Here is a 20,386-nt window from a genome sequence, read left to right on the forward strand (position 1 = left end):
CAAGCCGCTAACCGTGTTCACATTGGCGATGAGCCGGATGTGAGCCGGAAGCCGGATACGAGCCGGGAGTCAGACGCGGGCGGCCGCCAGGCTCGGCCTCGGGCCCGCGGTCCGCAGATAACAGCCCCAGGTCACGGCGGCGCACACCAGGTAGAAGACGGCGAACGCGGCGAGCGCGGCGCCCGCTCCCCCGGTGGCGGCGATGGAACCGCCGAATCCCCGGTTGACGAAGAAGCCGCCGAAGGCGCCGATCGCCGAGATGATCCCGATCGCGGCGGAGGCGTCACGCCTGCCGGCGGCCGTCGCGGCCTCGTGGGCGGGCGTGCCGGGGGCGATCCCCGCGGTGGCCCTGGCCCGGAAGATCGCAGGGATCATCCGGTAGGTGGAGCCGTTGCCGACGCCGGTGGTGGCGATCAGGAGCATGTAGGCGCAGAAGAACAGGCCGAAGGCGTGCTGGGACAGTCCCTGCCAGACCAGGGCCGCCGCACCGGCCATGGCGGCGAAGTTGACGAGCGTCACCCGGGCCCCGCCCAGCCTGTCCGACAGCCGTCCTCCGATCGGCCGGACCAGCGAGCCGAGCAGCGGGCCGAGGAAGGCCAGGGTGACCAGGGACGCCTGCTCGGGGAACTGGCTCTTGATCAGCAGCGGGAAAGCGGTGGCGTATCCGATGAAGGAGCCGAACGTGCCGATGTACAGGAGCGACATGATCCAGGTCTGGGCCCGGCCGGCGATCTTCAACTGGTCCCTGGGGGCGGCCCTGGCGCAGGTCAGGTTGTCCATGAAGAAGTAGGCGCCGACCGCGGCGGCCAGGATGAACGGGACCCAGAACAGCCCGGCGGCGGCCAGGCCGAACCCGGCGATGACCAGCGGCATGACGAGCTGGACGGAACTGACCCCGATGTTGCCGCCGGCCGCGTTGAGGCCGAGCGCCGAGCCCTGCTTGGCCTGGGGGTAGAAGTAGGTGATGTTGGCCATGCTGGAGGCGAAGTTGCCCCCGCCCAGTCCCGCGGTGGCCGCGATCACCAGGAACACCCGGTACGGCGTGCCGGGGTCGCTGACCGCGACGGCCAGGAGCACCGCGGGGACGAGCAGGAGCAGCGCGCTGACCACGGTGAAGTTCCGGCCGCCGAACCTGGCGGGGGCGAAGGTGTAGGGGATGCGCAGCGCCGAGCCGACCAGGTTGGGCAGGGCGACGATCCAGAAGAGCTGGTCGGTGGAGAACCCGTGGTCGCCGAGCTGGACGGCCACGATGCTCCACACCGTCCAGAGGGTGAAGCCGAGGTGCTCGGCGAAGATCGAGAAGATCAGGTTGCGCCGGGCGACCTTCCTGCCCCCCTTCTCCCAGAAGCCGGGGTCGTCGGGCCGCCAATCGCTGATCCAGCGCTTCACCGTTGTTCCTCCTGCGGTTCCGGGGGCGTCGATCCCGAAATCTAGGAGTGTGGCGTTACGCACATTCACGTTCTGTGATGGTGCGCCGGTTACGCGTGACTAACCTTGGAAATACGCAATGCACAGGTCGCACACTCGCAACGTTCCGGAAACGCGGAAGATCCCCCGGTCACGGTTGAGGCAGGCGGCAATGGGAACCATGTCCATGCCCGTTCGTCGCCTCGGGGAGTTGCGCGTGGCCGTTCAGCCGATCCGACTGTTCAACGATCCAGTGCTACGCACCGTAGCCGAACCCGTGACCGCCTTCGATCGCGAGTTGCGAGGGCTGGTCAAATCCCTGCAGGCCACCATGCGGGCCGGCTCCGGCCGCGCGGGGCTGGCCGCCCCCCAGCTCGGCGTCCCGTTGCGGGTCCTCGTCTACGAACTGGACGGCAAGGCCGGGCACATGATCAATCCTCGCCTGGAGCCGTCCGAGCGGAAGATCGTGGCCGACGAGGCATGCCTGTCCGCCCCGGATCTGTGGTGGCCGCTGGAACGCTCTTACATGGTCACGGCCCGGGGCCGCGACATGTACGGCAAACCCGTCACCGTCCGCGCCCTCGGCATGCTCGCGCGGGTCCTCCAGCATGAGGTCGACCATCTCGACGGCATCCTCTTCGTCGACCACCTCCCGGCGGACGAGCAAGAGCGGTTTCTCGCCGCGATCCCTCGACTTGCACATCAGGAGTCACGTTGATACTCTTTCATGGTTGCAGTCGTAGTTCTCAGCAAAGCCTTATCATCTCAAGTGCTTATGAGAAGTCCGCCGACAGCGGACGTTCCAGTTTCTCCGGAAGGTTTCCGCGGGTGCATGGTAGGGTCCGCAACGCAGCCCCGTGCCGCCGACCTGGCGGTTCGGTGAGGCTCCCAATGAGGAGAAGTTGTTTTGTCTGAGGGCACCGTTAAGTGGTTCAACGCCGAAAAGGGCTTCGGATTCATCGCACCGGATGACGGCACCGCCGATGTGTTCGTGCACTACTCGGCCATCAACTCCGGCGGCTACCGCAGCCTGGAGGAGAACCAGCGTGTCAGTTTCACCACCACGCAGGGCCAGAAGGGTCCGCAGGCCGACCAGGTTCAGGTCATCTGACTTGACTCTGATCGCCTAGGATCTGATCGCTAGGCTTCAGACTGAGCCCGCATCGCTTCGGCGATGCGGGCTCAGATCATTTCCAGGGCTTCTTCACGCCCGGGGTAGACCAGCCTTCACACATGATCGGGACAGTTCTTCACGCGCGCCCGGGACGGGCCCCTGCCCTCACCGACGCGCTTCCTGGATTCGCGGACGCGCACCGGAGATGAGCGCCTCAGCGGCCCCCGGGCGACTCCGCCCGGAAAAAACATAACCGCTCCCCCGGACGCGGCCTTCAGACGCGCTCTCAGGGCCGCGAAGGGCCAACCCCCGGCGCCGGGAGCGGGTGCCCCTGTCGGCCGTGAAACGTTCCGGTGAACGTCCTTTCACCGGATCCCGGGTGCCGCCGGTTCCGTCAGGTACTCGGGGGCCGGCGCGTCCCGGTGGAGCGCAACAGCTTGCGGCCCAGCTCGCGCAGATGCCCGACCAGTTCGGGCGGCTCCAGGACGGTGAACTCCAGGTCCAGGTGGGCGATGCGCAGTGCCGTCCACTCCAGTGAGTCGGGTTCGGTGCGCAGCAGGCAGGAGCGCTCGTCGATCGGCTCCAGTTCGGCATCGGTCACCCGGAGCCGCTCGGCGACCTCCGCCGCCGGGGCGTGCACCCGCAGCACCGCCCGCGCCACCGCCCGCGACGCCGCACGCGACCGGCGCACCTGCTCGGCGGCGTCCCCGGCGGGCAGGTCCCTGGGCGGTACCCGTACCCCGGTCGGGTGCGTCTGGGTGATCCGGTCGGTGCGGAAGGTGCGCCAGTCGGCGCGGCCGGTGTCGTAGGCCACCAGGTACCAGCGGCGCGACGCCGCCACCAGCGCGTGCGGCTCGACCAGGCGGCGGGTCTCCCGGTCGTCGCGGTCGCGGTAGACGAAGCGGACCCGTTCGTGGTCGCGGCAGGCCGCCGCCAGCACCGTCAGCGTCCCGGGCGCCGCTCCCGGCCCGGCGGGCGGCCCGTCCAGCGGGACGGTCGCGGCGTGCAACGCGGCCACCCGGCGGCGCAGCCGGTCGGGCAACACCTGCTCCAGTTTGGCCAGCGCGCGCAGCGAGGTCTCCTCGATGCCCTCCACCGCGGCCCCGGCGGCGGTGCGCAGGCCGACCGCGATCGCGACGGCCTCCTCGTCCTCCAGCAACAGCGGCGGCATCGCGGTGCCCGCCTCCAGCCGGTACCCGCCGATCTTGCCGAGCGTGGCGTGTACCGGATAGTCCAGCTCGCGCAGGCGCTCGACATCGCGGCGGACGGTGCGGACCGTCACGCCGAGCCGTTCGGCCAGTTCCGGGCCGGTCCACTCTCGCCGGGTCTGCAGCAGCGACAGCAGGCGCAGCAGCCGCGCCGGGGTGTCGGTCATACCCTCCAGCATGCCCGCGAATGAGGACCGGTTCTGACCTGTTTTCCTCCTAGCGTGGACGGCATGAGCGGACACGGGGAAACCATCAGGATCACCGGCGCACGGCAGAACAACCTCAAGGACGTCTCGCTGGACATACCCAAGAACCGGATCGTCGTGTTCACCGGCGTGTCGGGGTCGGGCAAGTCCTCGATCGTGTTCGACACCGTCGCGGTGGAGTCCCAGCGGCAGCTCAACGAGACCTTCGCCTGGTACATCCGCAACCGGCTACCCCGCCACGAACGGCCCGACGCCGACCTCATCGACGATCTGGCGCCCGCCGTGGTGGTCGACCAACGGCCGGTGGGCGGCAACGCCCGCTCCACCGTCGGGACGATGACCGACATCTACTCGGTGCTGCGGGTGCTGTTCTCCCGGTACGGCGAGCCCAGCGCCGGAGAGGCCGGCGCCTACTCCTTCAACGACCCCGCCGGCATGTGCCCCGAATGCGACGGCCTGGGCCGCGTCGCCCGCGTCGACCTGGACCGGTTCCTGGACGTCGGCAGGTCGCTGGACGACGGGGCGATCCTGTTCGCGCCGTTCGGCACCGGAAGCTTCGTGTGGCAGACCTATGCCAGATCGGGGTTGTTCGACCCCGGTAAGCCGCTGCGCGACTACACCGATCAGGAATGGGACCTGCTGCTGCACGGCAAGGGCTTCAAGGTGTCCCGCGGCGGCGACGGGGAGGTCGGCGGCACGCATGGCAACACCTACGAGGGCCTGCTGGAACGCTTCGACCGCCTCTACCTCAAACGGGACCTGGCCTCCCAGCCGGCCCGCAACCGTCAAGCCGCCGAACGCGTCACCATCCGCGCGACCTGCCCGTCCTGCGGCGGCGCCCGCCTCAACGCCGCTGCCCTGGCCACCCGGATCGGCGGCCACACCATCGCCGACCTGACCCGGATGGAGGTCACCGAGCTCATCGAGGTGCTCGCCGCCCTCGACGACCCGGTCGCCGCGCCCATCGCGGAGGCCGCCGTCACCAGGCTGCGGCGGCTGGCCGCGATCGGCCTGGGCTACCTCAGCCTGGACCGCGAGACCCGCACCGTGTCAGGCGGGGAGGGGCAGCGGCTCAAGGTCGTCCGGCACCTGGGGTCCAGCCTCACCGGCCTGACCTACATCTTCGACGAGCCCAGCGTCGGGCTGCACCCACGCGATGTCGGGCGCCTGACCGGCCTGCTGCGCGAGCTGCGCGACCGCGGCAACACCGTGCTGGTCGTCGAGCACGACCCCGACGTCATCGCCGTCGCCGACCACGTCATCGACATGGGCCCCGGCGCGGGCGCGGACGGCGGGCAGGTGGTGTTCACCGGCATGGTCGAGCGGTTGCGCGCCGCCGACACCGTGACCGGCCGCGCCCTGCGGCAGGTCATCCCGGTCAAACACCGGGTTCGCGAACCCTCAGGGTGGCTCACCGTGACCGGCGCCGACCTGCACAATCTCAGAAACCTCACCGCCCGGTTCCCGCTGGGGGCCCTGACGTGCGTCACCGGTGTCGCGGGGTCCGGCAAGAGCACCCTGGTCAGAGAACTGGTCACCCGGTGCCCTGAGGCGGTGGTGGTGGACCAGTCGGCCATCACCGCCTCCCGCCGCTCCAGTCCCGCCACCTATCTGGGGCTGATGGACCCGATCCGGCGGTTGTTCGCCGCGGCGAACGGCGTGGAGGCCGGATTGTTCAGCCACAACTCCACCGGTTCCTGCCCCGGCTGCGAGGGCGCCGGGGTCATCTACACCGACCTGGCGTTCATGGACCCGGTCACCACCGTCTGCCGGCTCTGCCACGGCACCCGCTACCGTCCCGAGGTCGCACGCCACACCCTGCGGGGCCACACGATCGTGGAGATGCTGGCGCTGACCGCCGAGCAGGCCCTGGGCGTGCTCACCGAACCGCCGCTGCACGCCAGGCTACGGGCGCTCAACGACGTCGGGCTGAGCTACCTCTCCCTCGGGCAGCCGCTCAGCTCCCTGTCGGGCGGCGAACGCCAGCGCGTCAAGCTCGCGGGCCGGCTGCGCCGCACCGGAGAGCTGTACGTGCTGGACGAGCCGACCACCGGCCTGCACCGCGCCGACGTCACCTCCCTGACCGCGCTGCTGGACCACCTGGTCGACACCGGCAACACCGTGGTGGTCATCGAGCACGACCTGGACGTGGTGCGCCGCGCCGACCACGTCATCGACCTCGGTCCCGGCGGCGGACGGCACGGCGGCGACATCGTCTTCACCGGGCCCCCGTCCTCCCTGCTGGAGCACGGAACCTCCCACACCGCCGAGCACCTGCGCCGCGCCGTGGATCACGACGCCCCATGAGGTTCCGTCGCCGTTGTGCGACGTAGTCGTCAAAGGACGGGCTTGAGACCGGTGCGCCTGCCCCGCCGGACGAATCCGGCGGCGTCGGCGGGCCCGCCGGTGACCGACGGGGTCGGCCACGGGGCCCGAAGGAGCCTCCCGGAGCGGGAGGGGTCCTCGAAGGAAGCGGTTCGAGGATTCCCTCCCCATCCGGGATCCCTCTCAGAGGGCGACGCTCAGAGGGCGACGCCGAGCAGGGCGTCCGCGATGTCCTTGACGAGCAGGGGTGCCCGCTCGTCGGTGCCGCCCTCGGACAGTGCCCGCTCCGCCCAGTCGTCGATGATCGCGAGTGCTCCGGGGGCGTCCAGGTCATCGGACATCCGGGCGCGGACCCGGTCGAGCACGGTGCCGGCCTCCGGTCCCGTCCGCAGCCCGGTGGCCGCGCGCCAGCGCTCCAGCCGGGCCTGCGCGGAGGCCGCCTGGTCGGCGGTCCACTCCCAGTCGGCGCGGTAGTGGTGGGCCAGCAGGGCCAGCCGGACGGCCATGGGGTCGATCTCCTGGCGGAGCCGGGAGACGAAGATCAGGTTGCCCTTGGACTTGGACATCTTCTCGCCGTCGAGGGCCACCATGCCCGCGTGGACGTAGGCCTTGGCGAAAGGCCACTCTCCGCCGGCGACGTGGCCCTCGTGGGCGCCGCACTCGTGATGCGGGAAGATCAGGTCGGAGCCGCCGCCCGCGACGTCGAAGCCGCTGCCCAGATTGGCCAGCGCGATCGCGGTGCACTCGATGTGCCAGCCGGGCCTGCCCTGACCGAACGGCGAGGGCCAGGACGGCTCGCCGGGCCGTTCGGCGCGCCAGAGCACCCAGTCGAGCGGGTGCTTCTTGCCCGGCCGCCCGGGGTCGCCTCCGCGCTCGGCGCTCAGGGTGAGCATCAGCTCCTCGGAGTATCCGGAGACGGAGCCGAACTTGGGCGCCGCGGCGACGTCGAAGTAGACGTCCCCGTCGAGTTCGTAGGTGGCGCCCTTGTCGCGCAGGCGCTCGACCAGCTCGGCGACCTGATCGATCACCTCGGTCACTCCGACGTACTCGCGCGGCGGCAGGATCCGCAGCGCCTCCATGTCGGTCCGGAAGAGCTCGATCTCACGCTCGGCCAGCTCCCGCCAGTCCACCCCGATCTGCTCGGCACGTTCGAGCAGGGGGTCGTCCACGTCGGTGGCGTTCTGGATGTAGTTCACCTCGTGGCCGGCGTCCCGCCACATCCGGTTGACCAGATCGAAGGCGAGGTAGGTGTTGGCGTGGCCGAGGTGGGTGGCGTCATAGGGCGTGATGCCGCAGACGTACATCCCCGCCGTGGAACCTGGCTGGGTGGGTTCGGTCTCTCGTGCGGCGGTGTCGAACAACCGCAGGGAAGCACCGGTACCGGGAAGCCGAGGAACCTTCGGCGTAGACCACGATCTCATGTATTGAGCCTATCCAGCAGACAGACCGCCCCGATCAGCTCGGGACGGTAGATACAGGGCACTACCTCAACCGCCGGAACTCGCCGGATCATTCCAAAGGAACACGACCGAAAGCCTCCGGATCGCGGGGATCACCGGTGAACTCGTAGCGGATCCCGCCGGGGGCGAGGGCGAGCAGGGTGACCGACAGGGAGCCGAAGATCCGCCCGTCGGGGAGACCGTGACGGATGATCATGGCGCGGGGGTCGTCGGGAGGCAGCCCCGCACCGGTGGCCAGCCGGCGCCAGTCGTCCCAGTCTCCATCGAGCTCCGAGGGACGGTGGGCCTTGGCGAACAGGGGACGGAAGAACGCGACGCGCTCGTTCTCCTCCCCGCGCTCCCAGCCGCTGTTGACGATCATGTGGGTTCCCGGTGGGAGGTCGTCCTGCTTCAGCGCGATCCCGTCCCACTGCCACAGGCGGACTCCACCGAGATCGGCGAAGATCAGGTGGAACGGGTCGTAGTGGACCAGGTCCGACTCGGGGATGCGCTCCCCGGCCGCCGCCCTGAGCGGCAGGTCGCCCCGGGAGCGGCGTGTCCGCTCGGGGGCGAGCACACCGTGGCCGTTGAGCAGGGCGCCGATCCGCCTGGCGGCGGGATCGACGGCCAGCCAGGTCCCGTTCGCCTGGAGATCTCGCCCGCCGATCAGTCCGGGCCAGTGTTCGCCCGGGGGAACCCACGGCCGGTCGGTGAACTCATCACGCACGCCGACGAGGATCAGGGGGATCTCGGCGCTCGGATCGATGCTGACGGCAACCGTGCACATGCCCGGAGAGTACAGGTTCCGCCGGGTGCGTTCTCAGATCGGGGGCCAGGGAATGGCGGGCCAGTCCTTGGAGGGGAGGGGGTGCAGGCCGGTGTTGAGGAGCCTGCGCACGCGCGACCAGGTGGCCTCGACCTCGGCGAGGGTGAGGAGCTCGCGGAGCCGGCGGCCGAGGCGGCCCTGCTCCAGGTCGCGCTCCAGGCGGGTGAGGACGTTCATGGCGTCGCGGGACAGGGGCTTGCCCCGCCACTGCCAGAGCACGGTGCGGAGCTTGTCCTCGGCGGCGAAGGAGACGCCGTGGTCCACGCCGTAGATGTGGCCGTCGGCGAGCGGCAGCAGGTGGCCGCCCTTGCGGTCGGCGTTGTTGACGATCGCGTCGAACACGGCCATCCGGCGCAGGGAGGGCTGGCGGCTGCGGATCAGCACCATCAGGTCGGTCTCGGAGTCGGCGTCGATCCAGAGCTGGCACATGCCGGGTCCGAAGGGCCCGTCGCGGTAGACGGTGGGCGGGACGATCCGCCATCCGGTCGCGGCCGAGACCTCGTAGGCGGCCACCTCACGGGCGGCCAGGGTGCCGTCGGGGAAATCCCAGAGCGGGCGTTCGCCGCGTACCGGCTTGTAGACGCAGGCCGCCGAGAGCCCGCCGAGCCGGACCGAACAGTAGAGCGTCATGTTGGTCGCCTCGATCAGGCGACCGGCCACCTCCAGCTGACCTTCGCGAAGCAGGCGTATCGCGGTCTCGTCGTCCAGCCCCGCCGCGGGCACCTCACTCAGCGTCGGCTCACTCTCGGCACTCATTCGCCTCCTCCACCTGACGCAGCGCTGCTGCTACCCCGGTAACCGTTGAGCCGCACACAGATATGCCCCTCGGCGTCAAGTGGCTGGGCGCACAGCGGACAGGGGGGGCGCCCGGCCGCGACGAGTGCCATGGCACGTTTGGTGAAGGCCCTGGCCGCGCCCGGGCTGATGTGAACGCGCAGTACCGTGGGCTCGGTGAGCGGGGAGGGCTCGAACTCCTCGTCCTCGTCCTCCGCGACGGCCTCCTGGGCCTCGATGATCACCTGCGCGGTTTCGGAATCCCACGCCAGGGCCATCGTGCCGACTCGGAAGTCCTCGCTGATCGGCACGTCCAGCGGAGCGTTGTCGGTCAGCGCGACAGGGGCGACGGCGGGCACCTGGGCAGTGCCCTCGCTGCGCCGCAGCACCTCGTCGAGAAGCTCATCGAGACGGTCGGCCAGCGCCGCGACCTGGAATTTCTCCAGCCCGACGGTGGTCAACCGTCCCTGGCCCCGGGCCTGCAGAAAGAAGGCTCGTGACCCCGGTTGCCCCACGGCACCGGCCACGAACCTCTCGGGTGGGTCGTAGTCGAAGACCGGCATAGCCCGACCTTACGTGGTCCCGGATCCGCCGCCGACTGCGGCATCGCTCCCGGTGAGGTTTTCTCCCCCGTCCTCGCCTTCCGAACCCTCCTTCGGCCGCAATGCGGCCACATCTCCCCCCAGGTCGTTGAGCCTCAGCACAAAGGGGCGCAATGGGGTATACCGAATGGCCGTGAGGGATGCGGGATCGGCGACTATCCGTTGAAACTGGTCCAGATGGAGGCCCATGGCATCGGCCACTATGGCTTTGATCACATCTCCGTGGCTGCAGACGAGATAGACCGCTTTCGGCCCGAGACGCTCGTTCCACTCCCTGACGGCCGCCACGGCGCGATGCTGCACCGCGGACAAGGATTCTCCCCCGGGAAACGTCACGGCGCTCGGATGGGCCTGCACGACCGGCCAGAGGGGGTCCTTGGCGAGCTCGGCGATCGGGCGGCCCGTCCAGTCGCCGTAGTGGCACTCCCCGAAGCGCTCGTCGGTCAGCACCTCCGTCGCGCGATCGGCGGCGATCGCCTGGGCGGTCTCCTGGCAGCGCTCCAGCGGGCTGGAGACGATCGCGTCCAGCTCCAGCGGCGCCAGCCGTACGGCCAGCTTCTCCGCCTGGGCCTGCCCGGCCTCGCTGAGGTGAACGTCGGGGGTCCAGCCTGCCAGGACCGGGCCGGTAAGGGGAGTCAGGCCGTGTCTGGCCAGTAGCAGGGTCGTCACGTGGCTAAGTCTTGCAGGCCTCACTCCACTACTTTTAAGTGCCCGGGCGGTAATCTGGCCTGATCATGGAGCAGCGCTATGTGGGCCGGAGCGGCTTGTCGGTGTCCCGCCTAGGACTGGGGACGATGACGTGGGGACGTGACACGAGCGCCGAGGAGGCCGCCGCGCAGCTCCGCATGTTCGCCGAGGCCGGCGGAACGCTCATCGACACCGCGGACGTCTACACGGGCGGCGAGGCCGAACGGCTGATCGGGCGGCTGATCCGCGACTCGGTGCCGCGCTCGGAGCTGGTGCTGTCCACCAAGGCCGTGCTCACCCCGGCCGGCCGCCGGCCGCGCGACGCCTCCAGGAAGCATCTGATCGCCGCCATCGACGCCTCGCTGACCCGTCTCGGCGTCAACGAGGTGGACCTGTGGCAGTTGCACGCCTTCGACCCGGACGTCCCGCTGGAGGAGACCCTGGCCGCCGTGGACGCCATCGTGTCCTCCGGCCGGGCCGCCTACGCCGGGGTCTGCGACTACGCGGGCTGGCAGCTCGCGGCGGCGGCCGTCGGCCAGCGGGCGGTCTCCGGCCGGGTGCCGATCGTCGCCGCCCAGGTCGAGTACTCGCTTCTGGCCAGGGAGGCCGAGCGCGAGCTGCTCGGCGCCGCCGAGCACGTCGGCGCGGGCGTGCTGGCCTGGTCGCCGCTCGGCCGCGGGGTCCTCACCGGCAAGTACCGCACGGGCATCCCCGCCGACTCCCGCGCCGCGACCCCGCACTTCGCCGACTTCGTCAAGCCCTACCTGGACGAGCGGTGCCGCCGGGTCGTGGAGTCGGTGACGACCGCGGCCGACGGGCTCGGGGTCTCGCCGCTGTCGGTCGCCCTGTCGTGGGTCCGCGACCAGCCGGGGGTCGCCTCCGCCATCGTCGGCGCCCGCACCCACGCCCAGCTGGCCGGGGTGCTCCAGGCCGAGGATCTGACGCTGCCCGTGGAGATAAGGGAGGCGCTCGACGATGTCTCGGCCGACTGAGGCGCGCCGGGGACGGAAGAGGACACGGGATCACGCACGGAAACCGAACGAGAATTCCTTTCGCGTATCACTAGTCGATACCGAATCGCAACTTTCCGTGGAAAAGACGAGCTCCCCCACAAAACTGTCAAGGGGTGACGGGAGGGGTGCCCGGATCCCGGCGAGGCGCGTTGGCGGGAGGGCATGCGGGTGTCAGCGAGGGGGCCGTCGTTGATGTCTCAAGGGGGACGTGTGCTAACTGCGATCTCTGCCGGTGCGCTGGCACTGGCGCTGGGCGGCGGGATCCCCGTGGTCGTGGCCGCACCGGTGAGCGCCGCATCGCGGCTGGACGACTGTCCGCAGAAGGGGGTGCTGGGCACGGTCACCGGGGGGATCTGCAAGACCGTGGACACCCTCGGCGACGTCGTGAGCGGGATCGCCGAGGACCTCCCCGCCCCGCTGCCCAAGATCCTCGAAGCCCCCGCGAAGCCGGCCGAGAACGGCGCCGGCGACACCGCGAGGGCCGGCGACACCGCGGCGGTCACCTCACGGACACCGGACCCCACCGCCGCGCCCGCGCCGCACCCGATCGAGGAGTCGGAGAAATCGGAGAACGGCGACCTGCTGCCCAAGGTCCTCGGCGGGGTCTGCCTTCCCCTGGCGGCCTCCTCCGAGTGCGCCGGCCCGCCGGTCTCCGCCACTCCCGAACCCTCCGGCGGCACCGCGCCCCCCGAGCAGACGGCCCAGCCGTCCGGGTCACCGACTCCCAGCCCGTCGCCGACTCCCAGCCCGGAGCCCACGAGGGAGAAGTCCGCGCCGCTGCCGGTCAGGCGTCCCCTGCCGCCGGAGACCCGGACCCTCACCACGGACGTGGGCGAACCGGTGGTCCCCGAGCCGCCCCCCGTGGTCGACGCCGAGGCGCCCCGGGTGGAGCTGCTGTGGCCGGGCCCCCTGATGCAGCAGTTCCAGGAGCAGATGCCGGAGCGGCAGCCGCTCAAGCCCACCCGGTCGTCCGACGCGCAGGGCACGGTGCTCAGCACGGCGCTGCTGATCGCGGCGATCCTCGCCGTCCGCCTGCTGTACAGCAGGCGGACGGGAGAGGAGTCCATGCCGTTCGAGCCGCTCCGGATGGGGCGGCACCGGGTGGCCTAGCGGGTGCTAGGCGCCGATCGCGTGCACGCCGCCGTCGACGTGGACGATCTCACCGGTCGTGGCCGGGAACCAGTCCGACAGCAGGGCGACGCACGCCTTGGCCGCCGCGGTCGGGTCGTTGATGTCCCAGCCGAGCGGCGCCTTGGCGGGCCAGCTCTCCTCGAACTCGGTGAAGCCGGGAATGCTCCTGGCAGCCATGGTCCGGATCGGACCGGCGGCCACCAGGTTGACCCGGATGCCGTGCTTGCCGAGATCGCGGGCCAGGTAGCGGGAGCAGGACTCCAGGCCGGCCTTCGCCACGCCCATCCAGTCGTAGACCGGCCAGGCCTTGGTGGCGTCGAAGTCGAGGCCGACGACCGCGCCGCCCTCCTTCATCAGCGGAAGCGCGGCCACCGCGAGCGACTTGAACGAATACGTGGAGACCTGGACGGCTGTCGCCACGTCCTCCCACGAGGTGTTCAGGAAGTTGCCGCCGAGTGCGCTCTGCGGGGCGAACCCGATGGCGTGCACCACGCCGTCCAGGCCGTCCACGTGCTCGCCGACCCGGTCGGCGAGGGATTCGAGGTGCTCGGCGCTGGTGACGTCGAGCTCCAGCACCGGAGGCGGCTCGGGGAGCCGCTTGGCGATGCGCTCGACCAGGCTGAGGCGGCCGAAGCCGGTCAGCACGACCTTCGCGCCCTGCTCCTGGGCCAGCTTGGCCACGGAGAAGGCGATGGATGCGTCGGTCAGCACCCCGGTGATCAGAAGCCGCTTGCCTTCAAGGATTCCCATGAGTGCCGTTCCTCATCTGGTGTGTCGGTTCGTGTGTTCCAACGGGCGGGATCGGTCCGCCGCCCACCTCCCGTCTCCTGGCGCAGGGCGGGAGACCGCTCTCGCCGGGAGGCGGGGGACGTCAGGTCAGTGACCCATTCCCAGTCCGCCGTCCACGGGGATGACGGCGCCGGTGATGTAGGAGGCGTCCGCGCTCGCCAGGAAGGCGACCACCTTCGCGACCTCCTCGGGAGTGGCCTGCCTCCCGAGCGGGATGGACTTGCGGATCTGCTCCTGATAGGCCGCGTCCAGCTCGGCCGTCATGTCGGTCTCCACGAAGCCCGGGGCGACGACGTTGACCGTGATGCCGCGCGAGCCCAGCTCCCGGGCCGCCGAGCGGGCGAAGCCGATCATGCCCGCCTTGGAGGCGGCGTAGTTGGTCTGCCCGGCCGAGCCGAGCATGCCGACCACCGAGGAGATCAGCACGATGCGGCCGCGCTTGAGCCGCAGCATGCCGCGCGTGGCGCGCTTGGCCACCCGGTAGGCGCCGGTGAGGTTGGCGTCGATGACGTCGGTGAAGGTCTCCTCCTTCATCATCGGCAGCAGCGTGTCCTTGGTGATGCCGGCGTTGGCCACCAGCACCTCGACCGGGCCGTGCTCGGCCTCGACCTTCCCGAACGCCGCGTCCACGTCGGCCATGCTGGTCACGTCGCAGCGCACGCCGAACAGCCCCTCGGGGGGCTCTCCGGAGCGGTAGGTCACGGCGACGGCGTCACCGGCCCTGGCGAGTTCGCGGGCGATCGCGAGGCCGATGCCGCGATTGCCACCGGTTATGAGAACAGATCGAGCCATGGAGCTGACGTTATCGTCTATCCGGGGGTAACCCTCTTGTTCGGGGGGGACAAGATCGCAGGGTTAGGATCGTCGACATGCGCCAGATCGATTCCGACTTTCTCGCCCTGCCCCTGAGGCAACTGGCGGACGCGGCTCTGCAGCGCGCCCGTGACCTCGGCGCCGAACACGCCGACTTCCGGCTCGAGCGCGTCCGCGCGGAGACCCTCCGCCTGTCCGACGCCTCGCTCGAAGGCTCCATCGACGCCGACGACCTCGGCTACGCCGTACGGGTCGTCAAGAACGGCACCTGGGGTTTCGCGGCCGGCATCGAGCTGACCCCCGAGGCCGCGGTCAAGGTCGCCGAGCAGGCGGTGGAGGTGGCCGTCATCTCCGCGGCCGTCAACCGCGAGCCCATCGAGCTGGCCCCCGAGCCTGTCCACTCCGACGTCACCTGGGTCTCCTCCTACGAGATCGACCCCTTCGATGTGCCGATGCGCGACAAGGTCGCGCTGCTCGCCGACTGGTCGGGCGGCCTGCTGAGAGACGCGCGCGTGAACCACGTCCAGGCCTCGCTGATGCAGGTCAAGGAGCAGAAGTTCTACGCCGACACGGCCGGCACCTCCACCACCCAGCAGCGGGTGCGCGTGCACCCCGAGCTGGAGGCGATGAAGGTCCAGGACGGCCGCTTCGAGTCGATGCGCACGCTCGCCCCGCCGGTCGGCCGGGGATACGAGTACCTCACCGGCCCCACCTGGGACTTCCCCGGCGAGCTCGCCCGCATTCCCGAACACCTCCAGGAGAAGTTCGGCGCCCCCTCCGTCGAGGCGGGGCGGTACGACCTGGTCGTCGACCCGTCCAACCTGTGGCTGACGATCCACGAGTCCGTCGGGCACGCCACCGAGCTGGACCGGGCCCTCGGCTACGAGGCGGCCTACGCCGGCACCAGCTTCGCCACCTTCGACCGGCTCGGCACGCTGGCGTACGGCTCGCCGGCGATGAACGTGGTCGGCGACCGTACGACCGAACACGGCCTGTCCACGATCGGCTACGACGACGAGGGCGTGGCGACCAGGGAGTTCGACATCGTCTCGGGCGGCGTCCTGGTCGGCTACCAGCTCGACCGGCGGATGGCGCTGCTGAAGGGCATGGGCGCCTCCAACGGCTGCGCCTTCGCCGACTCCCCCGGGCACATGCCGATCCAGCGCATGGCCAACGTCTCGCTGCGGCCCGCCCCCGACGGCCCCTCCACCGAGGAGCTGATCTCCGGGGTGGACCGCGGCATCTACGTCGTGGGCGACAAGAGCTGGTCCATCGACATGCAGCGCTACAACTTCCAGTTCACGGCCCAGCGCTTCTACAGGATCGAGAACGGCCGGCTCGCCGGTCAGCTCCGCGACGTCGCCTACCAGGCCACGACCACCGACTTCTGGCGGTCGATGGAGGCCGTCGGCGGGCCGCAGACCTACGTGCTGGGCGGCGCGTTCAACTGCGGGAAGGGCCAGCCGGGCCAGGTCGCCCCCGTCAGCCACGGCTGCCCGTCCGCGCTCTTCCGCGACGTGCGCATCCTCAACACCGTGCAGGAGAGTGGCAGTTGAGCGAGCAGCGCGTGCGACCAGACGGACCCGACGGACCCGGCACACCGGCGACCGCCTCGACGAGCGGTGAGGACAGGAGTGGGATGAGCCCTCAGGAGATGATCGAGAAGGTTCTGGACCTCTCCACGGCCGACGACGTCGTCGTCATCGTGGACGAGGGCTCCAGCGCCAACCTGCGGTTCGCGGGCAACACCCTCACCACCAACGGCGTGTCCCGCTCCTCGCAGCTCACCGTGATCTCGATCGTGGGCCGGGGTGTGGGCGTGGTGTCACGGGCGGCGGTCCGCCCCGAGCAGCTCGCCGACATCGTCGCGGCGGCCGATCACGCCGCGGAGGACGCCCAGCCGTCCGAGGACGCCCGGCCGCTGGTCGAGGGCGGCCGTTCCTCCGACTGGGACGCCCCCGCCGACCCCACCTCGATCGGGGTGTTCGGCGAGTTCGCGCCCGCGCTCGGCAGGGCCTTCGCCACGGCCGAGGCGGGCGGGCGCAAGCTGTACGGCTTCGCCGAGCACATCGTCACCACGACCTTCCTGGGCACCTCCACCGGAACCCGGCTCCGCCACACCCAGCCCACCGGCCGCCTGGAACTCAACGCCAAGTCCCCGGACATGAAGCGTTCCGCGTGGACGGGCGTGGCCACCCGCGACTTCACCGACGTGGACGTGGCGGCGCTGGACGCCTCGCTGGCCCAGCGCCTCGAATGGGCGAAGAAGCGGATCGACCTGCCCGCGGGCCGGTACGAGACGCTGCTCCCGCCGAGCGCGGTGAGCGACCTGATGATCTATCTCTACTGGAAGGCCGGAGCCCGCGACGCGCTCGAGGGTCGCACGGTCTTCTCCAGCCCCGGGGGCGGGACCCGCGTCGGGGAGGCCCTCTCCGAGCTGCCGATCAACCTGTCCGCCGTCCCCGCCGCCCCGGGCATCGAGTGCGCGCCGTTCGTGGTGGCGCACGCCTCCAGCCGGCAGAGTTCGGTGTTCGACAACGGCCTGCCCCTGGAGCCCACCGACTGGATCGCCGGCGGCAGGCTGACGAACCTGCTGCAGACCCGGTACTCGGCCGAGCTGACCGGCCTGTCCGTGACTCCGGAGATCGACAATCTGGTCATGACGGGTCCCGAGGGCGGGCGCTCGCTGGAGGAGATGATCGCCTCCACCGAGCGCGGCCTGCTTCTCACCTGCCTGTGGTACATCCGCGAGGTGGACCCGCAGACCCTCCTGCTCACCGGACTGACCCGTGACGGCGTCTACCTGGTGGAGAACGGGGAGGTCGTGGGCGAGGTGAACAACTTCCGCTTCAACGAGAGCCCGGTCGACCTGTTGCGCCGTCTCAGCGAGGTCGGCGCCTCCGAGCAGACCCTGCCGCGCGAGTGGAACGACTACTTCACCCGCGCGATCATGCCCCCGGTCCGGGTGCCCGACTTCAACATGTCGACGGTCAGCCAGGCCAGTTAGGGCGATCCGGGGCCCGCCTCACGCGGACGCCGGCGGCCTCCGCGTGAGGCGTCTGAGCCGAATCGCCCGCCTGGACCGGACGCGGCCCTGACCCGCGCCGATCGCCTGCGGACGCCCGGAGACGGAGACGGGCGTCCGTGGCCGTCGTCACCCGGTCCGGACGGAGCGTTCGCGTCCGGACAAGGCACCGCTAAGCTTCCAATCGCCACAGCGCGCGGGGAGGCCAGCCTTGGATCGCACGGGAACGAACCTTCCCGCCGTCGGTGAGTACAACCAGACGGTCGTTCTCGACGCCATCCGCCGGCGCCCCGAGGGAATCACCCGGTCCGAGCTCGCCGCCCTGACCGCCCTGAGCGGGATGACGGTGACGAAGGTCTGCCGGCGGCTTCTCGACGCCGGTCTCGTCGACGAGCACGGCAGGCGCACGAGCGGCCCCGGCAAGCCGGCGGCGGTCGTCAAGCTGAACCCGAGCGGCGGTTTCGCGGTCGGGGTGCACATCGATCCCGCGGCGGTGACCTATGTGCTCGTCGACCTGTCCGGCACGGTCCGGGACCACTCGCGCACCGGCACCCCGACCGCGGGAGACCCGAGCGCGGTCATCAACGAGATGGCGGACGCGATCGAGGCGCTCATCGCGGGTTCCGCCGTCGACAGGTCCCGCATCCTCGGTATCGGTATCGCGTCGCCCGGCCCGGTGAACGTCGAGGACGGCGTGCTCCTGAACCCGCCGATGATGCCCAACTGGCACCGGGTGGCCTTGCGGCGCTCGCTCGCCGAGGCGACGGGCCTGCCCGTGCTGCTCGAGAAGGACGCGACGGCCGCGGTCGTCGCCGAGCTGTGGTTCGCGGGCCCCGACAGCAGCCGCGACTTCGCGTTCATGTACTACGGCACCGGTCTCGGCACCGGCCTGTCGGTGTCGGGCGAGGTCATTCGCGGCATCAGCTCCAACGCGGGCGACGGGGGCCACATCACCGTCGATCCCGACGGTCCGATGTGCACCTGCGGCCGGCGCGGCTGCGTCGGCTACATCACCGTTCCGCGGGCGCTCGTCGAACGCGCGGTGCTCGACGGCGTGCTCTCGGCGGCCGAGGCCGGCAACTTCGAGGACACGGTCGACGTGGACGCGGCGTTCAGCAGGCTGGCGGCCCTCGCCGCGGCCGGGAACCCCGCGGCGACCGCGATCCTGACCGACGCCGCGCGTTCTCTGGCACGCGCGATCGTCGTGATCGTGAACCTTCTCGACATCGACGAGGTCATCTTCGGCGGGCCGTTCTGGGCGCGCATCTCTCCGGTGATCCTCGGTGCGCTGCCGGACGCGGTGCGTAGCGATCCCGCCCTGGTTCCGCCGCATCCCATCCGGTTCGCCCAGTCCGCGATCCCCGTCGACGTCGCCGCCGTCGGGGCCGCGACTCTCGTGCTCGACAACACCTTCTCGCCCCGGCCGTCCGCCCTTCTTCTCGCGGCGGAGTGATCACCTCCACCTTTGTCCTGACAAAGTTTTGTCCCCGCAGGTGTTGCGGGCGATTATGAACACATGATTTGCTAATTCCCGCCACGGCGCTCGGCGCTGAACTGACACCGTCGCGTCCTGTCGATGCCCGCCAGAAGGCATTCCGGCATCCCCCTCGCCTGAGATGTCAACGTCGACCGGTCTAACGCCGTCACCAGTCGTTCCTCTGGAAGGAAAACATGAGCAACACCGTCACGCGCATCCGGATCGCGGGTGTCGTCATCGCCGCGGCAGCCAGTACCGCCGGACTCGCCGCGTGCTCGTCGCCCGCTCCGTCGAGCGGCAGCGCCGCAGCCGCCCCCGCGGCCGCCTGTGAGCCGGCGAAGGGCAACGTCACCCTCCAGTACTGGAACACCGTTCCGGGTATGGACCAGGTCGTCGCCCTGTGGAACCAGAAGAACCCGAACATCCAGGTCGAGATGAAGAACATCTCCACCGACCAGTACGGCACCATCGGCAACGCCCTCAAGGCGGGCAAGGCGCCGGAGCTCGCCCAGGTCGGTTACGACCAGCTCCCCAGCCTGCGCACCCAGGACGCCTTCGTGGACGCCTCGGCCTGCGCGGACGCCGTCGCGGCCAAGTCGAAGTTCGTGCCGTGGACCTGGTCGCAGTCCAGCTTCGGTGACACCGGCGTGTTCGCCTTCCCGCAGGACACCGGCCCGATGGCCCTCTTCGTGCGCAGCGACATCTTCAAGAAGCACAACCTCGAGATCCCCAAGACCTGGGACGAGTACGCGGCGGACGCGCAGAAGCTGCACGACGCGGACCCCAACCTCAGCATCACGTTCTTCGACCCGAACAACGCCGAGTTCTTCAACGGACTCCTCTGGCAGAACAACGCCAAGATGTACGGCTACTCCGGCGACAAGTGGCACGTCACCGTCGAATCCGACCAGAGCAAGCAGGTCGCCGAGTACTGGCAGAAGCTGATCGACGCCAAGCTCGTCCGCACCGACCTCGCCCACGGTTCGACCCCGATGTACGCCGCGTACCAGAAGAACCAGATCGCCAGCTACGTCGGCGCCGCCTGGGGCTACAGCATGTTCCGCGACAACCTGCCCGACCAGTCCGGCAAGTGGTCGATCGTCCCGATGCCGACGTGGGGCTCGAGCGCCGCGTCCGGCGACTGGGGCGGATCCACCGTCGCGTTCATGAAGGGCAACACGCACCTGTACGAGTCGGTCAAGTTCAACTCCTGGCTGAACACCGACCCGGAGGCCCTCGCCCTGGAGAACAAGCTGGGCGGCCTCTACCCGGCGGCCACCGCCGGGCTGGAGCTTCCCGCGCTCTCGGAAGGCGTCCCGTACTACGGCAACGAGAAGATCTTCGACGTCTTCGCCGAGTCGTCGAAGAACATCGACACCTCCTTCGCCTGGGGCCCCACCCAGAAGACGGTGAACCTGGCGCTTCAGGACGCGCTGGCCAAGGCGGCAGCCGGCGACGGCAAGCTCGCCGACGCGCTCTCGGCCGCCCAGGCGTCCGCACTGAAATCGATGCAGGATCTGGCGATCCCGGCTGTCGCGGGCAACTGACCG

General features: G+C 70.2%; 18 protein-coding genes. 9 read left to right on the forward strand and 9 right to left on the reverse strand.

Features of this window, described 5'->3' with window-relative positions; genetic code table 11:
- Positions 1 to 69 precede the first annotated feature (69 nt).
- Complete coding sequence (locus tag J2853_RS18125; protein ID WP_307559444.1) at positions 70 to 1,389, reverse strand: MFS transporter; 1,320 nt, start codon at positions 1,387 to 1,389, stop codon at positions 70 to 72.
- A gap of 205 nt (positions 1,390 to 1,594) precedes the next feature.
- Between J2853_RS18125 and def the strand changes: the two genes are divergently transcribed.
- Both def and J2853_RS18135 read left to right on the forward strand, forming a co-directional pair.
- A complete protein-coding gene (gene def, locus J2853_RS18130; RefSeq protein WP_307559446.1) occupies positions 1,595 to 2,125 on the forward strand; it encodes a peptide deformylase in 531 nt (176 codons plus the stop codon).
- Positions 2,126 to 2,314: 189 nt separating this feature from the next.
- Entirely contained in the window at positions 2,315 to 2,518 is a 204-nt protein-coding gene (locus tag J2853_RS18135) for a cold-shock protein (protein ID WP_086571699.1), read from the forward strand.
- 397 nt (positions 2,519 to 2,915) lie between these two features.
- Here J2853_RS18135 and J2853_RS18140 read toward each other — a convergent pair whose 3' ends face one another.
- Entirely contained in the window at positions 2,916 to 3,896 is a 981-nt protein-coding gene (locus J2853_RS18140) for a helix-turn-helix transcriptional regulator (protein WP_307559450.1), read from the reverse strand.
- Positions 3,897 to 3,959: 63 nt separating this feature from the next.
- Between J2853_RS18140 and J2853_RS18145 the strand changes: the two genes are divergently transcribed.
- Positions 3,960 to 6,242: an ATP-binding cassette domain-containing protein gene (locus tag J2853_RS18145; RefSeq protein ID WP_307559452.1), complete on the forward strand. Its 2,283-nt coding sequence runs from the start codon at positions 3,960 to 3,962 to the stop codon at positions 6,240 to 6,242.
- 215 nt (positions 6,243 to 6,457) lie between these two features.
- On the opposite strand, the gene mshC is transcribed toward J2853_RS18145, so the two are convergent.
- The 5 genes from mshC to J2853_RS18170 form a co-directional block, all read right to left on the reverse strand.
- Positions 6,458 to 7,681 carry a cysteine--1-D-myo-inosityl 2-amino-2-deoxy-alpha-D-glucopyranoside ligase gene (gene mshC, locus J2853_RS18150; protein ID WP_307559454.1) on the reverse strand — a complete coding sequence of 408 codons (1,224 nt, stop codon included), beginning with the start codon at positions 7,679 to 7,681 and terminating at the stop codon, positions 6,458 to 6,460.
- Between the two features lie 88 nt (positions 7,682 to 7,769).
- Positions 7,770 to 8,486 carry an NRDE family protein gene (locus J2853_RS18155; RefSeq protein WP_307559456.1) on the reverse strand — a complete coding sequence of 239 codons (717 nt, stop codon included), beginning with the start codon at positions 8,484 to 8,486 and terminating at the stop codon, positions 7,770 to 7,772.
- 33 nt (positions 8,487 to 8,519) lie between these two features.
- Complete coding sequence (locus J2853_RS18160) at positions 8,520 to 9,281, reverse strand: SCO1664 family protein (protein ID WP_307559458.1); 762 nt, start codon at positions 9,279 to 9,281, stop codon at positions 8,520 to 8,522.
- Positions 9,278 to 9,862: a DUF3090 domain-containing protein gene (locus J2853_RS18165; RefSeq protein WP_307559460.1), complete on the reverse strand. Its 585-nt coding sequence runs from the start codon at positions 9,860 to 9,862 to the stop codon at positions 9,278 to 9,280. The genes J2853_RS18160 and J2853_RS18165 overlap by 4 nt, the downstream gene beginning before the upstream one ends.
- Positions 9,863 to 9,871: 9 nt before the next feature.
- A complete protein-coding gene (locus J2853_RS18170) occupies positions 9,872 to 10,570 on the reverse strand; it encodes a histidine phosphatase family protein (protein WP_307559462.1) in 699 nt (232 codons plus the stop codon).
- A 65-nt stretch (positions 10,571 to 10,635) separates the two neighbouring features.
- Between J2853_RS18170 and J2853_RS18175 the strand changes: the two genes are divergently transcribed.
- A complete protein-coding gene (locus tag J2853_RS18175; RefSeq protein ID WP_307559464.1) occupies positions 10,636 to 11,580 on the forward strand; it encodes an aldo/keto reductase in 945 nt (314 codons plus the stop codon).
- 231 nt (positions 11,581 to 11,811) lie between these two features.
- Positions 11,812 to 12,711: a hypothetical protein gene (locus tag J2853_RS18180; RefSeq protein ID WP_307559466.1), complete on the forward strand. Its 900-nt coding sequence runs from the start codon at positions 11,812 to 11,814 to the stop codon at positions 12,709 to 12,711.
- Positions 12,712 to 12,717: 6 nt separating this feature from the next.
- On the opposite strand, the gene fabI is transcribed toward J2853_RS18180, so the two are convergent.
- Entirely contained in the window at positions 12,718 to 13,482 is a 765-nt protein-coding gene (gene fabI, locus J2853_RS18185; protein WP_307559468.1) for an enoyl-ACP reductase FabI, read from the reverse strand.
- Between the two features lie 126 nt (positions 13,483 to 13,608).
- Complete coding sequence (locus J2853_RS18190; protein ID WP_307559470.1) at positions 13,609 to 14,313, reverse strand: beta-ketoacyl-ACP reductase; 705 nt, start codon at positions 14,311 to 14,313, stop codon at positions 13,609 to 13,611.
- Between the two features lie 77 nt (positions 14,314 to 14,390).
- Between J2853_RS18190 and J2853_RS18195 the strand changes: the two genes are divergently transcribed.
- The 4 genes from J2853_RS18195 to J2853_RS18210 all read left to right on the forward strand — a co-directional run bounded on the left by J2853_RS18195 (position 14,391) and on the right by J2853_RS18210 (position 20,383).
- The gene (locus J2853_RS18195; protein WP_307559472.1) at positions 14,391 to 15,890 is read left to right on the forward strand and encodes a TldD/PmbA family protein; all 1,500 of its coding nucleotides are present in this window, start codon (positions 14,391 to 14,393) and stop codon (positions 15,888 to 15,890) included.
- 83 nt (positions 15,891 to 15,973) lie between these two features.
- On the forward strand, positions 15,974 to 17,341 hold the full coding sequence (locus J2853_RS18200; protein WP_307559475.1) for a TldD/PmbA family protein: 1,368 nt from the start codon (positions 15,974 to 15,976) through the stop codon (positions 17,339 to 17,341).
- A 229-nt stretch (positions 17,342 to 17,570) separates the two neighbouring features.
- A complete protein-coding gene (locus J2853_RS18205; RefSeq protein ID WP_307559477.1) occupies positions 17,571 to 18,812 on the forward strand; it encodes an ROK family transcriptional regulator in 1,242 nt (413 codons plus the stop codon).
- Positions 18,813 to 19,030: 218 nt separating this feature from the next.
- Entirely contained in the window at positions 19,031 to 20,383 is a 1,353-nt protein-coding gene (locus J2853_RS18210) for an ABC transporter substrate-binding protein (RefSeq protein WP_307559479.1), read from the forward strand.
- Positions 20,384 to 20,386 lie beyond the last annotated feature (3 nt).

Origin of the sequence: Streptosporangium lutulentum (genome assembly GCF_030811455.1) — a bacterium.
Classification (GTDB): Bacteria; Actinomycetota; Actinomycetes; order Streptosporangiales; family Streptosporangiaceae; genus Streptosporangium; species Streptosporangium lutulentum.

Excerpts from the sequence above, each read along its gene's own strand:
- def (WP_307559446.1), top strand. The coding sequence starts at position 1,595 with ATGCCCGTTCGTCGCCTCGGGGAGTTGCGCGTGGCCGTTCAGCCGATC.
- J2853_RS18140 (WP_307559450.1), bottom strand. The coding sequence starts at position 3,896 with ATGACCGACACCCCGGCGCGGCTGCTGCGCCTGCTGTCGCTGCTGCAG.
- J2853_RS18145 (WP_307559452.1), top strand. The coding sequence starts at position 3,960 with ATGAGCGGACACGGGGAAACCATCAGGATCACCGGCGCACGGCAGAAC.
- mshC (WP_307559454.1), bottom strand. The coding sequence starts at position 7,681 with ATGAGATCGTGGTCTACGCCGAAGGTTCCTCGGCTTCCCGGTACCGGT.
- J2853_RS18155 (WP_307559456.1), bottom strand. The coding sequence starts at position 8,486 with ATGTGCACGGTTGCCGTCAGCATCGATCCGAGCGCCGAGATCCCCCTG.
- J2853_RS18160 (WP_307559458.1), bottom strand. The coding sequence starts at position 9,281 with ATGAGTGCCGAGAGTGAGCCGACGCTGAGTGAGGTGCCCGCGGCGGGG.
- J2853_RS18165 (WP_307559460.1), bottom strand. The coding sequence starts at position 9,862 with ATGCCGGTCTTCGACTACGACCCACCCGAGAGGTTCGTGGCCGGTGCC.
- J2853_RS18175 (WP_307559464.1), top strand. The coding sequence starts at position 10,636 with ATGGAGCAGCGCTATGTGGGCCGGAGCGGCTTGTCGGTGTCCCGCCTA.
- fabI (WP_307559468.1), bottom strand. The coding sequence starts at position 13,482 with ATGGGAATCCTTGAAGGCAAGCGGCTTCTGATCACCGGGGTGCTGACC.
- J2853_RS18190 (WP_307559470.1), bottom strand. The coding sequence starts at position 14,313 with ATGGCTCGATCTGTTCTCATAACCGGTGGCAATCGCGGCATCGGCCTC.
- J2853_RS18195 (WP_307559472.1), top strand. The coding sequence starts at position 14,391 with ATGCGCCAGATCGATTCCGACTTTCTCGCCCTGCCCCTGAGGCAACTG.
- J2853_RS18200 (WP_307559475.1), top strand. The coding sequence starts at position 15,974 with ATGAGCCCTCAGGAGATGATCGAGAAGGTTCTGGACCTCTCCACGGCC.
- J2853_RS18210 (WP_307559479.1), top strand. The coding sequence starts at position 19,031 with ATGAGCAACACCGTCACGCGCATCCGGATCGCGGGTGTCGTCATCGCC.